This is a genomic window from Devosia sp. MC1541 (assembly GCF_012847305.1).
GTDB lineage: Bacteria > Pseudomonadota > Alphaproteobacteria > Rhizobiales > Devosiaceae > Devosia.
The window spans coordinates 60,899-74,090 of sequence record NZ_JABBDZ010000008.1; the positions used below are offsets into that span (position 1 = coordinate 60,899).

The 13,192-nt window shown below is 58.4% G+C and carries 10 protein-coding genes; 4 read left to right on the forward strand and 6 right to left on the reverse strand.

Annotated elements, in window-relative coordinates:
- Positions 1-7: 7 nt before the first annotated feature.
- Complete coding sequence (locus tag HKD40_RS10395) at positions 8-1,339, forward strand: endonuclease domain-containing protein (RefSeq protein WP_169195685.1); 1,332 nt, start codon at positions 8-10, stop codon at positions 1,337-1,339.
- Positions 1,329-2,624 carry a UDP-N-acetylmuramoyl-L-alanine--D-glutamate ligase gene (murD, locus tag HKD40_RS10400; protein ID WP_169195686.1) on the forward strand — a complete coding sequence of 432 codons (1,296 nt, stop codon included), beginning with the start codon at positions 1,329-1,331 and terminating at the stop codon, positions 2,622-2,624. Before HKD40_RS10395 ends, murD begins: the two co-directional genes overlap by 11 nt.
- Here the strand turns inward: murD and HKD40_RS10405 are convergent.
- The 3 genes from HKD40_RS10405 to HKD40_RS10415 form a co-directional block, all read right to left on the reverse strand.
- Positions 2,621-4,387, reverse strand: a complete 1,767-nt coding sequence (locus tag HKD40_RS10405) for a hypothetical protein (RefSeq protein ID WP_169195687.1) — start codon at positions 4,385-4,387, stop codon at positions 2,621-2,623. The genes murD and HKD40_RS10405 overlap by 4 nt on opposite strands.
- A gap of 495 nt (positions 4,388-4,882) precedes the next feature.
- A complete protein-coding gene (locus HKD40_RS10410; protein WP_169195688.1) occupies positions 4,883-5,413 on the reverse strand; it encodes an MgtC/SapB family protein in 531 nt (176 codons plus the stop codon).
- A gap of 70 nt (positions 5,414-5,483) precedes the next feature.
- Positions 5,484-5,660, reverse strand: a complete 177-nt coding sequence (locus HKD40_RS10415) for a hypothetical protein (RefSeq protein WP_169195689.1) — start codon at positions 5,658-5,660, stop codon at positions 5,484-5,486.
- A gap of 103 nt (positions 5,661-5,763) precedes the next feature.
- Here HKD40_RS10415 and ade point away from each other — a divergent pair, with 103 nt between their 5' ends.
- The gene (ade, locus tag HKD40_RS10420) at positions 5,764-7,473 is read left to right on the forward strand and encodes an adenine deaminase (protein ID WP_169195690.1); all 1,710 of its coding nucleotides are present in this window, start codon (positions 5,764-5,766) and stop codon (positions 7,471-7,473) included.
- Positions 7,474-7,544: 71 nt separating this feature from the next.
- Entirely contained in the window at positions 7,545-8,330 is a 786-nt protein-coding gene (locus HKD40_RS10425; protein WP_169195691.1) for a DUF2470 domain-containing protein, read from the forward strand.
- A gap of 70 nt (positions 8,331-8,400) precedes the next feature.
- On the opposite strand, the gene HKD40_RS10430 is transcribed toward HKD40_RS10425, so the two are convergent.
- The 3 genes from HKD40_RS10430 to HKD40_RS10440 are packed head-to-tail and all read right to left on the reverse strand — an operon-like array spanning position 8,401 to position 13,143.
- On the reverse strand, positions 8,401-10,563 hold the full coding sequence (locus tag HKD40_RS10430; RefSeq protein ID WP_169195692.1) for a malate synthase G: 2,163 nt from the start codon (positions 10,561-10,563) through the stop codon (positions 8,401-8,403).
- A gap of 58 nt (positions 10,564-10,621) precedes the next feature.
- Positions 10,622-11,923, reverse strand: a complete 1,302-nt coding sequence (guaD, locus tag HKD40_RS10435) for a guanine deaminase (protein WP_169195693.1) — start codon at positions 11,921-11,923, stop codon at positions 10,622-10,624.
- Positions 11,920-13,143 carry a urate hydroxylase PuuD gene (locus HKD40_RS10440; protein WP_169195694.1) on the reverse strand — a complete coding sequence of 408 codons (1,224 nt, stop codon included), beginning with the start codon at positions 13,141-13,143 and terminating at the stop codon, positions 11,920-11,922. The genes guaD and HKD40_RS10440 overlap by 4 nt, the downstream gene beginning before the upstream one ends.
- Between the last annotated feature and the right edge of the window lie 49 nt (positions 13,144-13,192).

The following is a 13,192-nucleotide window of genomic DNA, read 5'->3' on the forward strand; positions in this document are numbered from 1 at the left end:
GTAGCCCGTGACTGAATTTTTCCGCATTGAGAGCCCGAGCTTTGATCCCGCCACGGGAGAGGCCCGCTTTACCTATACGCTGAACGATCTCAGCTTCACCGAAGTGCTGACCCTGCCGCAAGGCGCGGACAGCGCAGCGGCACAAACCTCTAACTTCGAAAAACTCCTCGGGCTTACCGCGATCACCTTGGGCGTGAGCTACTTTAAGCTCCGCGCCCCTTTCACCATCGAAGCGCCGGGCATTCCCCTTACCTCCGCCGAACGCGCCTTCGTCATCGACATCTATGAAAACGGCCTCGGCGAGTTCTACGCCCGCAATGAACTGGCCCGCTTCGGTAAGCTCACGCTCACCGCGCCCGAGGACACGATTGCCCGCAAACCCGAGATCACTCTGCTCGAGCGCACCCTGCTGCCCATTGGCGGCGGCAAGGATAGTCTCGTCAGCGTTGATCTCCTGACGCACACCGGTGTGCCGTTCACCCCGTTTGCGGTCAACCCAAAGGGCCCGATCGTCTCTTGCGTGGATGCCATCGGCACCGCGCCCGTTTACGTGTCGCGAAAACTCGACGCTGAGATGATCCGCCTCTCCAAGGAACCGGGGTATTACAACGGCCACGTGCCCTCGACCGCGATCAACTCCATGATCGCCTCGCTTTGCGCTGTGCTCTTTGGCTACGACCAGATCGTTCTGTCCAACGAGCGCTCTGCCAGCGAAGGCAATGTCGTGTTCGATGGCCGTGAGACCAATCACCAATATTCAAAGTCCCTCGGCTTTGAGCTGCTGATTGCCGATACGCTCGCCAATGCCACTGGCGGCGCGCTGAAATATTTCTCGCTGCTCCGTCCCTATTCGGAAGCCCGCATTGCCTCGCTTTTCACCAAGAGCGATAAATTCGACGCGGTCTTTTCAAGCTGCAATCGCAACTTCCGTCTCAACGGCAATGACGGCGCATTGTGGTGCGGCGAATGCCCAAAATGCCACTTCGTCTTCCTGATCTTCGCGCCCTTCATGAAGAAGGAACGGCTCTTGCGCATCTTCGGCAAGAACCTGCTTGATGTCGCTGAATACGAACATTCCTTCCGCGAGCTCTCCGGCCTTGCTGGCCAAAAGCCCTGGGAATGCGTTGGCGAAATTCTCGAAGCCGCTGCGTGCTTCTACACGCTGTCGCGCCACGCCGATTGGTATCAGGACACCATCGTCAAAGCTCTCAAGGATGACCTCCTCGCCCAATACGGCGAAGAAAAACTCCAACTCGCCATGGCGGAGTGCCTCACCGACAGTCGCGATCATCACATCCCGCCCGCCCTCTCGGCCAAGGTGCAAGCTTATGCGGTTTGAAGAACCGGTCCTGCTCTACGGCGCAGGCAAGGAAGCCCTGTCGACGCGCGCTTTCCTAAAAGCCCAGCAGCCCAACCTGCCGGTCTTCGTCGCCGTCGATAGCGGCGCAGCCGACATCCCGGACACTGTGCAGATCCCGGCAGATGAGCTGCCGCGCGCCATTGCCGAGCGACGCTTTAGCTACATCATCAAAAGCCCCGGCGTGTCGCGCTACAAGCCGATCTTTGAGATCGCCGCCGATGCTGGCATTTCCGTAACCTCGAACCTCAATCTCTGGGGGTCAAGCTATCGCGCGGGCCGCACCGTCATCGCCATCACCGGCACCAAGGGCAAGTCGACCACAGCCACGCTCACCCATCTCATGCTCACCCGTTCGGGCATTGATGCAGGTCTGGCTGGCAATGTTGGCCTCGCGCCCATCGACATTGCCGACAAACATGCCGTCGTGATTTTTGAGCTCTCGAGCTACCAAACCTCGGACATGAGTTTTCTGCCCGATATTGCTGCCCTCACCAATCTCTACCCCGAACATGTCGATTGGCACGGCTCTGTCGAGCGCTATTACGCCGACAAGCTCCACCTCATTGATCGCGATGGTGATTTCCCGGTAGCGCTCGGTGCGAAAGCCAAGGGCAATGCACTGGTCGCCAAGGCAGTGCGTGATCATCGCCGTCTAGTCCAAGATCTGACGGCGGATCAAGAACGCGCCATAGAAAACGCTGCAGCGCACTCCCGCCTCAAAGGCGCACACAATCTCGATAACGCCTTCCTCGCGGCCGAGATCGCCTTGGCCACAGGCGGAACTATGGAAGGCATCCTTGCTGGCATCGCCGCCTTCCGCCCTCTGCCCCACCGTTTGGAAGAGCACAGCATCGGCGGCGTCACCTTCGTTGACGACAGCATTTCCACCACGCCTGAAGCCACCAAGGCAGCCCTTGCGGCCTATCCTGGCCGCCGTATCGCGCTGATCGCTGGCGGGCACGAGCGCGAACAGGACTATGCCGAGCTCGCCACGCTTCTGGCCCTGCGCGGCGTCACGACTTTGGTCACGCTTCCCGTCACGGGCAAGCGCCTCGCTGATGCCGCCCGCATCGCCGCGCCCGAGATTGTCGTGACCGAAGTGCCTGATCTTGAAGCCGCTATGCACACGCTCCTCGCGCAGCGCGAGCGTTTTGACACCATCATCCTCTCGCCCGGCGCGCCGTCGTACAACCAATTCAAAAACTTTGAAGAGCGCGGTGCCCGCTTTATCGCCTACGCTCAGGCGCTATTTGCGACCGCTTAATACGGGCCGTCGAGCCGATCGTTCGGCACGCCCGCAGCGGACAGGCTCTTGCGAATAACATTGAGAAGCTGCGCGTCGGTGATCCGGCGCGCCAGCTGCGGCATGATCCCGTTTTCGCGAAAGCTACGTGTATCCAAAAGGCGCGGCAAAGACCGATTGAGTTGATTTGAATCGTTCAGCCCGTATCCCGCCAGCACCCCGAACAGTGGCGCCGTCATGTTGTCCGCATTCTGTAGCAACACCGCATAGCGCCCAACCGCTTCCCAGTCTTCCTCAGCCAGTGCCACCATCGCCGGTGTGATGTAATACCAGCCCGGCGGATTGCTCGAACTTTCAAGCGCGATATCAAACAGCTCCATCGCCTCGCGTCGACGTCCCGCAATCGCGAGAGATTGAGAGTAGGCCGCCAGAAGTTCAGAATTGGCCGGGTCAAGCTTCTGCGCCGTCCCATAGGCCATTTCTTCGCTTTCAAAGTCCCCCCGTTCCCGACTAAAGCGGGCGAACTGTGTCCAAACGAAAGCATTCAGGGGTTCGCTGGAGACCGCCACGCGCAGCAGTTCTTCGGCCATCGCCGTGCGCACGCCCATATCGACGTTTTCATAGCCGCTACCGGCCGCTCCCCCCATGATCAGCAGCGCCTGTGCCGCCTGCACTTCCCCGGTCGCCCGTACATCCGGGCTCAACTGCGCATAACAGCGATTGCTGCGCGCAGCGGCATCGGGCGAAAGATCAGCGCGATAGCCAGAGTAGATCACTCTGCACAGATAGAGCGAAGGCACGACATTGATCTCTTGATCCGCCAAAATCGCCCGAACAGGCGCTAGCACCGGCCCATTGATATTGCTCAGCGCTGTCGCCAGTCGCAGGCTCACTGCATCGGTTAGGCCCTGAGAACCGCGCCCATCAACATTGGTCGTAATGACCTTGCTCCAGCTCACCTGGCCCGTCGCGGTATCAGTCAGGATCGCACTATACTGCGCCTCGTCACCATCGCGACGCACCGTGCCGCTCAAAACAAAGTCAGCATCAACCAGCTGCGTCAGGCTGGTGCCACCATATTTGGCCATCACCAAGCCTGAGCTATTCAACTTGGACACCAAATCAATGGCGAGACCAGCGGTCAGCGAAACATCGTCACCTGTTTGACTGAGGCGCTGAAACTCCATCACCTTTACCGACAATGGTTGGGTGAGATAACGCGCCTGCTCAGTGCGCTCTTCTTCCATGCCGCGAATAGCAAAAGTAATCGCGACCGCGGCAAACATCAGCGTCGCCAATGCCAGCACACTCCACGATCGCAAGAGGCTCTGTCGACTCACCAACGGAGCACGCGGTGACGATTTTGGCGCTATCTCCACCGCGTCTACCCCGGCTTCGGGGTAAACTCTTGGTGTCGTCGAAGGACTTAAAACAGTAACCGGATCAACAACAACAAACTCCGGTACATATCGACCGGTTGGCAGTTCAATACGAACAGACTCACCTTGCCCGGCGCTCGCATAATACTGGGCGATTAACGCACGCAATCTACGCGCTTGCACGCGAACTATTGGGTCGGCCTGGGGGTCAAAATGGGCCGGACGATCGAACACGTCCACGGCGATGGAGTAGGCTTTTATGCTGCCTTCTTCGCCCCGCAGAGTGGCGCGAACGACATAATCGAGAAAGCGGCTAAGCTGCGTAGAACGTGCAATTTCTGGCCACGACAGCAGGTTTTGCAAGGCCGCAAGAACGTCTTTTTCTGCTGGTCTGTCGCTGGCCACAAAAGTCCCCCCACGCGGTCCGAACTAGCACCGTTTTACATGTAAAACGCAAGCGTTTGTTACCTGCGTTTAACGCCTATTTGCTTCCGGTGCAGAAACAATTCCCGCATACCAGTCCTCGTCGCGGCGCTTTCGTAGCGACGCTGGCCAGCGATTATTTCCCGCTGGATATCCAAAGTGAAATGCACGGGCCCCACCAAACGCCGCGCTAAGTCGGCGAGTGCATGGATCAAGACTACCGATGCTTCGGCATCCACTAAACAGGTAAGCGACAACTGCGTCCACAGGTCGCGTACCTAGGCGGAGAGAGATGCTGCAGAAGGGTCCCCCCGACTTCAACTGCGTTCCCTGCGTCCTCTCCGCCGCCTCAGTTTAGATCAACGGTCTGCACCACTGTTGATCTGATGCGCAGGGCACTCTCAGCTCTGTGCTTGGGCGCGGTTACGGCTCCTCCCTGCTGTGCCGCTCCGGGGGGAGGAATGATCTGCAAAGGCGCTAGTCCCTCAGCGAATTTGCCTCTTCCTCCCCGCGCCCCTCCCGCATATCGCTGCGCGCATGCACTTTCCGACTAAACGTTCGCAACGCCGCCATGATGATCACGGCGAGCAGAGCCACGCCGCCTGCGACCACATAATAGCCGAGTGCTGTTGCGAGCCCCACAGCTCCCGCCAGCCACATCCCTGCGCCGGTTGTCAGCCCTTGCACGCCCGCTCCGGAGCGGAAGATTGCGCCCGCTCCAAGAAACGCGATGCCCGCCGTCACCGCTTCGACCGCGCGGATCGGGTCCGCACGCATTTCGCCGCCTGCAACTGACTCAATTGTGTGGAAGATTTCAAAGGCGAGAATGGTGAACAGCGCTGCAGCGACTGACACCAGCATATGCGTCCTTAACCCAGCTTCTGCGGTGCTGAGTTCGCGTTCGAGACCGATCAGCGCCCCAAACAGGGCCGCGATGCCAATGCGAATGGCGATGATGTGGAGCGGGAGGTAGGTATCGACCATCCCAAAGCTGTTACCCATGTCCATCTGAGCTCATCCCTTGAACAAGACAATAAACAAACTGTCGACGCCTCAGGGGGTTCCGAGTTGCGTGAACTTAGCTGGCGGGTGGCTGCATTGCTCCATTGACGAGATAGACAATCGCGAAAAGCACGACGATAGCCACCAGCGACACGATCAAAACTCGCGAATTCATCTTGCGCGAATTGCCCTGTCGCACTTCGTTCTCAGATTTATGCGGATCATAGGTCGGCATATCATTCTCCGGTTTCATCAAGTCCCAACGATGGGGGTAAGCCATGGTTCCCAAGTGCCATTGCGCTTGACGTAGAGCCGCGAGAGGTCGACCCTAAAGGCGAATTCAACTTGAGGCGAATATGATCAGCACCGAAGTTTTGACCCGAATGATAATGGCAGGCCAAGGCAAGGAGCCCGCCGATCTGGTCATCAAGAACATCGGTCTGCTCGACATCATCACTGGCCAAGTCACGGTCACCGACATCGCTATTGTTGGTGATCGGATCGTGGGAACCCATGAAACCTACGAGGGCAAAGTCACCATAGACGGCACCGGACGCTTCGCCGTCCCCGGCTTCATCGACACGCATCTGCATATCGAATCTTCCCTCGTCACCCCACACGAGTTTGATCGCTGCGTTCTGCCCTACGGCGTCACCACTGTGCTCTGCGATCCTCATGAGATCGCCAATGTCCTCGGCACCGAGGGCATACAATACTTCCTCGACAGTGCCGAACAGACCATCATGGATGTTCGGATCAATCTCTCGTCCTGCGTCCCAGCGACACCGTTCGAAACGGCAGGTGCCCAGCTTGAAATCGAAGACCTTCTCCCCTTCCGTAGCCACCCCAAGGTCGTCGGCCTTGCTGAAATGATGAACTTCCCCGGGGTGCTCAATGCCGATCCCGGCATCATGGCCAAGCTCATCGCTTATCAGGATGGCCACATCGACGGTCACGCCCCGCTGCTGCTCGGAATGGGCCTCAACGGCTATCTGGCGGCCGGCATCCGCACCGACCACGAAGCCACCAGCGCCGCCGAAGCGCGTGAGAAGCTGCGCAAGGGCATGGCCATTCTCATCCGTGAAGGCTCGGTCTCCAAAGACCTCGAAGCCCTGGCTGAAATTCTCGACGAAAACACCTCGAGCTTTGTCGCCCTCTGCACTGATGATCGCAACCCGCTCGACATTGCCGAAGAAGGCCATCTCGACAGCTCCATCCGCCGCCTCATCGCCCGTGGCTGCCCGCTGCACCACGTTTACCGCGCAGCCAGCCATTCCGCCGCCCGCATCTTTGGCCTCAAGGATCGCGGCATCCTCGGCTCCGGCTACCGCGCCGACATTGCCATTCTCGACAGCCTCGAAGACTGCCGCGTCTCCGATGTCATCTCTGCCGGCCGCCTCGTCACCCCCGAACTTTTTGAAACGCGCAATCCCGTCGCCCCAGTTGGTCTAACCTCGGTTAAGGCCAAGCCTATTACCGCCGACGCCTTCATCACAGAACCCAAACCCGGCCAAAACCGCGTTCCTGTCATCGGTGTCAAACCCGGCCTCATCCTCACCTTCCGCGAAGAAGCCGCGCTCGCCTCAACCGATTTCGGCCTTCAACCCGATCTTGAAGAAGACGTCATCAAAGTCGCCGTCATCGAACGTCACGGCAAAAATGGCAACATCGGCCGCAGCTTCGTGAAGGGGTTCGGCCTCAAGCGCGGCGCCATAGCCTCGTCCGTCGGCCACGACAGCCATAACATCACCGTTGTGGGTGCCACCGACGCCGACATGGCGTTGGCCGTCAATCGTCTCATCGAGCTGGGCGGCGGTTTCGTCGTCGCCAATGAGGGCAGGATCACAGCAGAGCTGGCCCTGACCATCGCGGGTCTCATGAGCCTAAAACCCTTCGAAGAGGTCGCACACGACCTCCACATCCTGCGCGAAGCCGCCAAAGCGCTAGACTGCGTGCTGCCCGAGCCCTTCTTGCAGGTGGCCTTCCTCGCGCTCCCGGTCATTCCCCATCTCAAGCTCACGGACCGTGGCCTGTTCGACGTCGACAAATTCGACTTCGTCGACTAACCGCACATAAGTTGAACTTGCCGGTCATGAAATAATTTAGTCTAGTGCGCCCACTGCGCACTGGACCTGCTATGACTGAAACGCCTCAGACCGACACGCCCCGCTCCGTTCTCCAAGATACCGATGGCGATGCCATTCGCCGTGCCAAAACGCTACTGCGCACTTCGCGCTATGGAGCTTTGGCCACGCTGGACCCAACGAGTGGCGCTCCAGTCGCCTCCCGCGTTGGTACAGCGAGTGATTTCTATGGCCGCCCTGTCCTGCTCATTTCCGGTCTCACCGCCCACTATAAGGCGCTACAAGCCGATCCACGCTGCTCTCTACTCTTAGGCGAACCCGGCAAGGGCGACCCCTTGGCCCATGCCCGCATCACCATTGCGGCCGAAGCCCGTTTTGTGGATCGCGACAGCGAAGAGCATCAAAGCCTCGCCTGGCGCTATTTGAACCACAATCCCAAAGCCAAGCTCTACGTCGACTTGGGCGATTTCCGCTTTGTCGTGCTTGAGCCTCTATCCGTAAGCCTCAACGCCGGTTTCGGCAAAGCTTATGCCCTCACCGCCAGCGATCTGCTCACGCCTCAAAACCCAGACCTCGCCAAAGCCGAGCACCATGCGCTCGAACACATGAATGACGACCATATCGATGCCACGGCCGACTATGCGCGCCACTATTGCGGCGCCGAGCTTGGCAATTGGCGGCTTGCCAGTCTCGATGCCGATGGCATCACCATCGTTCTGGGCGATGACATGCGCCGCATCTACTTTGACGAACCCGCCACCGTGCCGCAGGATTTTCATCTCAAGGTCGTCGCCATGGCCAAAACCGCACGCATCGCTCTGAGCGACCAATCAAACTAACGGCAAACAAAAGCCCTCGCAGACGGGTCTCTGCGAGGGCTCTTAAAATCGGACCAAACCAGCCAAAAGCTTACTTGGCGTCGCGCGCCTTCACCTTGCGGCGGGCGGCATGGAGCAGCGGCTCGGTATAGCCGCTCGGCTGGTCAGCGCCATGCAGCGCCAGATCAAGCGCCGCAACAAATGAGATCGATTGGAAATTGCCAGACATCGGGCGATAGAGCGGATCGCCCTGGTTCTGATCATCCACGACTTGTGCCATGCGCTCGAACACCGAAGTCACTTCGTCCCGGCTCACCAGTCCATGACGCAGCCAATTGGCGACGGCTTGCGAAGAAATGCGGCAGGTCGCACGGTCTTCCATCAAGCCAACATTGTTGATGTCCGGAACCTTGGAACAACCAACGCCCTGCTGCACCCAACGCACCACATAGCCCAAAATCCCCTGAGCATTGTTTTCGAGCTCGCGGATAATCTCTTCGCGGCTGAGCGAATACGGCTTCTGGATTGGCATCGAGAAAAGCTCAGAAAGCCCCGGCATCGCCTGATTATGCCGGCGACGCTGCGCTTCGAACACATCAACCTGATGATAGTGCAGCGCATGCAGGGTTGCCGCTGTCGGCGAAGGCACCCAAGCGGTATTGGCGCCAGCATTGGGATGACCGATCTTGGCGTCCATCATGGCGGCCATATCGTCTGGCCGCGCCCACATGCCCTTGCCGATCTGCGCCTTGCCGGAAAGCCCACAGGCCAAGCCGATCAGCACATTGCGATCTTCGTAGGACGAAATCCAGCGCTCGGACTTGATCTCATCCTTGCGCAACACCGCGCCAGCTTCCATCGAGGTGTGAATTTCATCACCTGTACGGTCAAGGAAGCCGGTGTTGATGAAGAACACGCGCTCACGCGCTTCATAAATCGCCGCCTTGAGGTTTGCCGACGTGCGGCGCTCCTCATCCATGATGCCGATTTTGATGGTGTTAGGCGCAAGACCAAGGAAGCCTTCCACCGACGCAAATATCCGGCAGGCAAAGGCCACTTCTTCCGGACCGTGCATCTTCGGCTTGACGATATAGATTGAGCCCGTCGCCGAGTTGTTGCCCTGATCATGCATGGCGCACAGTGCGGTGATCGCCGCGTCCATCAGCCCTTCGCCAACGGGCTTGCCGTTCAGCAGCACCGCGTCCGTGGTCATCAAATGCCCGACATTGCGCACCAGCAAGAGCGAGCGGCCCTTGAGCACCAGCTCTTCGCCATTCACGCCGCGATAAACCCGATCCGCCTTGAGGCGACGCGTGACGGTCTTGCCGCCCTTATCGAATGTATCTTCCAGATTGCCCTGCATCAGGCCGAGCCAATTGGCGTAAACGCCAACCTTGTCCTCAGCATCTACAGCGGCAACCGAGTCTTCGCAGTCCTGAATAGTGGTGAGCGCCGACTCGACAATCACATCAGCCAGACCGGCTGCGTGGGTCGCGCCAATCATGCTCGATTTATCGATCAGCAAAATCGCATGCAGACCGTGGTGCTTGAGCACGATCTCCTGCTTATCGCCAACGCCCGAGTACCCCACGAAGGCATCAGCATCTGCGAGAGACACGTCACCCGCAGCGGTTTTGATCAGAAGGGTTGCGACGCCACTCTGCTCCACCACGCTATACTGCGTGACAGATGTGTGGCTGCCTGAAGTCAGCGGAAACGAGGCATCGAGAAACTCTGCCGCCCGCGCAACAACGGCTGCGCCACGTGCCGCATTGAACGCCTTGCCCGGCGCCAGATCGCCATCTCGGCTGATCACATCCGTGCCGTAAAGCGCGTCATAGAGCGAGCCCCAACGGGCATTGGCAGCATTGAGCGCATAGCGGGCGTTCGAAACAGGCACCACCAGCTGCGGGCCACAGAGCGAAGAAATTTCTGGGTCTAGATTGCTGGTCGAAATGGAGAAGTCACCCGGCTCGTCGACCAGATAACCGATCTCGCGCAAGAACTGCTCATAGCCCTCAGGATTGTTCGCGACGGGTCCATTCTGATGGTGCCAATCGTCAATCCGGCTCTGCAGCTGGTCGCGCTTTGCGAGGAATTGCGCATTCACTGGCACATGTTCGGCCAACAGCGCTGCAAACCCCGCCCAAAACGCGTCTACCGATACGGGAAGTCCTGGAAGGGCCGCTTTTTCTAAAAAATCCACCAGTAAGGGGTGAACGGAGAGGCCGGACTTCGTCACGTATTCGGTCATGTTAAAACTCTGCTCGAACAGTTTGGGGTACACTGGTTTATGACAAGAGCGGTTGGTTTCACAACCCGGCTAAAGTCGACTTTGTAGCGGCTCCAGCAACATAAACTTCCACAATGGAGCGATCATCGCCCATGGTTTGGAGTAAGAATAGCTCTTCAACCAAAGATGTCACTGTTCCTTGGCGCATTTGCATAGTTGGCGTTGCTCCAGAATCGAGCACGACCAAGTCAGCATCGCGCCCCGGCGCTATAGATCCGATCTTGTCTTCTAAGCCCAATGCTTCTGCGTTACCCCGCGTTGCCAAATGAAACGATGACAATGGATTGAAGCGCTGCTTGCGCAACTGCAAAATCTTGTAGCCTTCGTCCAATGTCCGCAGCATGCTCATGCTGGTGCCGCCACCAATGTCCGAGGCAATGCCAATCCGAACCCCGTTGGCCAGAAGGCGTTCGCGGTCAAATAAGCCTGATCCTAGGAACAGGTTTGACGTCGGGCAAAAAACCGCCACCGCCCCGGTTTCCGCCAAGACGGCCGTTTCGCGATGATTGAGATGGATCGAGTGACCGAGCAGCGTTTTCCGACCCAATAGGCCGTAGTCCTCATAAATCCCCGTATAGTCCTTTGACGCCGGATAGAGCTCCATCGAGAAGCGAATTTCTTCGTCATTCTCGCTCAAATGCGTCTGCACGTAGCATTCGGGATGCTCGGCGACCAAAGCCTGCGCGGCTTCGAGCTGTGCGGGAGTCGAGGTGATGGCAAAACGGGGGGAAATCGCATACTGGCCGCGACCGCGCCCGTGCCATTTGGCAATGAGCGCCTTGCTGTCGTCATAGCCGGATTGAGCCGTATCGCAGAGCGCTTCGGGCGCATTGCGATCCATCATCACCTTGCCGCCGACCATAAGCATATTGCGCTTCTCGCCCTCGGCGAAGAACGCATCAACCGAGCGCGGATGGCTTGAGCAATAGGCGACGGCTGTGGTCGTGCCGTGCCGGATCAGCGCGTCGTAAAAATCAACAGCGACCGCTGCGGCATGTCCCTGCTGGCTGAACTTTTGCTCTTCGATAAAGGTATAGGTATTGAGCCATTCGAGGAGCGACCCAGCATAGGCGGCCATGATGTGGCTCTGCACATAATGCACGTGGAGGTCGATAAAGCCGGACATGATCAGGTGAGGCCTGTGGTCCACCACTTCGGCCCCAGCAGTCTCAGCGCTCGCATAATCACCGACTGCGATGACCTTGCCGTTCTCGAGCGTCACGGCACCATCTTCGAGATAGAGATAGCTCTCGGTGTCTCCAATATCTTGCGGGGCCCGGTGGAAGCTGAGAACTCTGCCTCGCAATATGGTTTTCGTCACGAGTTAGAACCCTCTCTATACCACTCTACGAGCAACGCCCGTTCTTGCGCAGTCATTTCCGTCACATTACCGGGCGGCATCGCGTGGCTCCACCCAGACTGAATGACAATCTCGCGGGCGTGGTTGGCAATCGCGATGTCATTATCAAGCACGACATTCTTGGGCGCACGATACACCCCCTCATAGGCCGGCTCGGCCGTATGGCACATGGCGCAGCGCGTCTGCACTGCAAGGCTAGCGGCCGCAAAATGCTGGCTATCCATATATTGCTGCCCACCCGCGCTAATCTGCGTCTCGGCCCCTTCAGGCAGGCGCGGACCGGTCGAGAGCCAAGCGATGATCAACATCAGGATCACAGCAACAGCCCAGGTCCAATGCGGATTGCCCTTACGAGCATGGCGCGTGTTGAAATATTGCCGCACGACCACGCCAACGAGGAAGATCAGCGATGCGATAATCCAGTTCCACTGCGTGGCGAAAGCCAGCGGATAGTGGGACGATAGCATGAAGAAGATCACCGGCAGGGTGAGGTAATTGTTATGCAGCGAGCGCTGCTTAGCTATCTTGCCATATTTCGCGTCGGGCGTGCGCCCGGCCTTGAGATCGGCAACCACAATCTTCTGATTGGGAATAATAATCATCGCGACATTGGCGGTCATAATGGTCGCGGTAAACGCGCCCATATGCAGCATGGCCGCGCGGCCAGTGAACAGCTGCGTATAGCCCCAGCTCATCGCCACAAGGATGGCGAACAGCACGAGCATCAGGCCCGTGGTCGATTGCCCGATCTTGGACTTGCACAGCGTGTCATAGAGCAACCAGCCCAGACCAATCGAGCCGATGGAGAGCGCAATTGCGCCCCAGCTCGGAATATCGAGCACATTGCGATCGACCAGATAGAGGTCCGCGCCGATGTAATACAGCAGCGCCAGCAGCAGCGCGCCCGAGAGCCAGGTTGCATAGCTTTCCCACTTGAACCAAGTGAGGTGCTCGGGCAAAAACTCCGGCGCAACGAGATACTTCTGGATGTGGTAGAAGCCACCACCATGCACTTGCCATTCTTCGCCATGGGCTAGCGGCGGCAAGCTCGGGGTCTTTCGTAGACCCAAATCGAGAGCGATAAAGTAAAAAGAAGACCCAATCCAAGCGACCGCTGTGACCACGTGCAACCAGCGCGCGGCGAACATCGCCCATTCATAGAAAATAACTAAATCGCCCATGTCCCACCCTCATAAAAAGGGGCGGGTAAACCCGCCCCTGATCATCTCG

Bases quoted from the DNA above. Each gene is read 5' to 3' on its own strand.
- murD (WP_169195686.1), top strand. From the start codon at position 1,329: ATGCGGTTTGAAGAACCGGTCCTGCTCTACGGCGCAGGCAAGGAAGCC.
- HKD40_RS10410 (WP_169195688.1), bottom strand. From the start codon at position 5,413: ATGGACATGGGTAACAGCTTTGGGATGGTCGATACCTACCTCCCGCTC.
- HKD40_RS10415 (WP_169195689.1), bottom strand. From the start codon at position 5,660: ATGAAACCGGAGAATGATATGCCGACCTATGATCCGCATAAATCTGAG.
- ade (WP_169195690.1), top strand. From the start codon at position 5,764: ATGATCAGCACCGAAGTTTTGACCCGAATGATAATGGCAGGCCAAGGC.
- HKD40_RS10425 (WP_169195691.1), top strand. From the start codon at position 7,545: ATGACTGAAACGCCTCAGACCGACACGCCCCGCTCCGTTCTCCAAGAT.
- HKD40_RS10430 (WP_169195692.1), bottom strand. From the start codon at position 10,563: ATGACCGAATACGTGACGAAGTCCGGCCTCTCCGTTCACCCCTTACTG.
- HKD40_RS10440 (WP_169195694.1), bottom strand. From the start codon at position 13,143: ATGGGCGATTTAGTTATTTTCTATGAATGGGCGATGTTCGCCGCGCGC.